This window comes from Algibacter sp. (genome assembly GCF_049667265.1).
Classification (GTDB): domain Bacteria; phylum Bacteroidota; class Bacteroidia; order Flavobacteriales; family Flavobacteriaceae; genus Algibacter_B.
The window spans coordinates 1-1882 of record NZ_JBATHX010000124.1 but is presented as its reverse complement, the minus strand read 5'-3'; the positions used below and the strand labels follow the sequence as shown (position 1 = coordinate 1882).

3 protein-coding genes are annotated in these 1882 nt (G+C 36.7%); all 3 read left to right on the top strand.

Going from position 1 to position 1882, the window contains the following annotated elements; all coding sequences use genetic code 11:
- Nucleotides 1-495, top strand: a 495-nt coding sequence (gene tpiA, locus WBN21_RS04380; RefSeq protein WP_424198072.1) for a triose-phosphate isomerase, incomplete at its 5' end; no start/stop codon positions are given.
- A 188-nt stretch (nt 496-683) separates the two neighbouring features.
- On the top strand, nt 684-1517 hold the full coding sequence (prmA, locus tag WBN21_RS04375; protein WP_424198071.1) for a 50S ribosomal protein L11 methyltransferase: 834 nt from the start codon (nt 684-686) through the stop codon (nt 1515-1517).
- 64 nt (nt 1518-1581) lie between these two features.
- Nucleotides 1582-1857 (top strand): ATP-dependent Clp protease adaptor ClpS, encoded by a 276-nt coding sequence (locus tag WBN21_RS04370; protein ID WP_424198070.1) that lies wholly within the window; start codon nt 1582-1584, stop codon nt 1855-1857.
- Nucleotides 1858-1882 lie beyond the last annotated feature (25 nt).

Genomic DNA, 1882 nt, shown 5'->3' with positions numbered 1-1882 from the left:
GGCGTTAACACAGTAATTTTAGGTCATAGCGAACGTCGCGAATATTTCAATGAAACAGATGAATTGTTAGCTAAAAAGGTAGATGCAGCCCTTGCAAAAGGTATGCGTGTTATTTTCTGTTTTGGTGAAGAATTAGCCGACAGAAAAGCTGGTAAAGAAGAGGCGGTTGTTGGTGGCCAAATCAAAAACGCGCTATTTCATTTAAGCGCTGCGGCATACCAAAATATCGTGTTGGCTTACGAGCCTGTTTGGGCTATTGGTACTGGCGAAACAGCAAGTCCAGAGCAAGCACAAGATATGCACGCATTCATCAGAAAAACGTTAGCAGATAAGTACGGAAACGATATCGCAGACGAGGTGTCAATTCTTTATGGCGGTAGCGTAAAACCTGCTAATGCCGAAGAGATTTTCTCAAAACCAGATGTAGATGGTGGTTTAATTGGTGGCGCTGCACTTAATGCAGACGATTTTTTCGCCATTGTTAATGCGTTTTAATAAATAAAAGCTTTTGTCATTTCCTTGAAAGAGGAAAATAATAAAAATTTGGGCGTTACCCCGATCCAAAATCGGGGTCGCGCTTTACATTACAAGTCCTCACTATCCCAATAAAAATTGGTATAGCTGCGGGCTTTTCATTTCAATCGCTAACGCGGGCTTATCCGCCAAAATAGTTACTTAAAACCATGTCTTATATTATCTATATTGGTTATTACTTTAAAGTGCAACCCATCCAACCAGGAACCGAAATTCTAATAGCCGAATTAGGTTATGCAGGTTTTGAAAGCTTTGTAGAAACCGAAGATGGCGTTACAGCATACATTCAAAAAGAAGAATGGCATGATGCGATTCTTGAAGATATTCAAATTCTAGGTTCAGACGAATTCGAAATCACTTATACCTTCGAAGATATTGAGCAAACCAACTGGAATGAAGAATGGGAAAAGAATTTTAACCCCATAGTGGTTGACGATATTTGTGCCGTACGCGCACCATTTCATGAAAAGTTCGATACGAAGTACGATATTATTATCGAACCAAAAATGAGTTTCGGAACCGGACATCATGAAACTACGCACATGATGATTCAGCATATTTTAAAAAATGATTTTGAAGGAAAATCTGTTTTAGATATGGGTTGTGGTACGGGCGTTCTAGCAATTTTAGCGGAAATGAAAGGCGCTAAAAAACTCGATGCCATCGATTATGATAATTGGTGTTACCTAAACAGCTTAGAAAATGTAGAACGTAACAATTGTAAAAATATCACAGTAATTGAAGGGGACGCGTCAGTTTTAAAAAATAAATACGACATAATAATCGCGAATATAAATCGCAATATTTTAATGCAAGATATGGCAACCTATGTGTCATGTTTAAATAAAAACGGCATGCTTTTTTTAAGCGGATTTTATGCTGATGATATTCCAATGATTCAAAAAGAATGTGAAAAACATTTGTTAAAATTTGAAGAAAAATTGGAAAGAAACAATTGGGTATCGTTAAAATTTTTAAATTAGTTAAAAATTAAGTGTTTTCTAATTTACTGCAGACTGGGTACTGCAGACTGAATACTAAAAAAAAATGAGTACAAAAGAAAAAACATCAGAAGAATTATTAGTTGAAGAAGCCGTGCTAACTCAAAATGAGATTGTATTGTTCAATGATGATGTTAACACCTTTGATCACGTTATTGAAACCCTTATTTACGCCTGCGAGCATACAGCGGAGCAAGCCGAACAATGTGCTATTCTTGTGCATTACAAAGGGAAATGCACCGTTAAAACGGGTGAGTATAAAGAATTAAAACCGCGTTGCTCAATGTTATTAGATGCTGGTTTAAGCGCAGAGATTATTTAATTATTCATTCTTCCAATGGCACAAC

Bases quoted from the DNA above. Each gene is read 5' to 3' on its own strand.
- prmA (WP_424198071.1), top strand. From the start codon at position 684: ATGTCTTATATTATCTATATTGGTTATTACTTTAAAGTGCAACCCATC.
- WBN21_RS04370 (WP_424198070.1), top strand. From the start codon at position 1,582: ATGAGTACAAAAGAAAAAACATCAGAAGAATTATTAGTTGAAGAAGCC.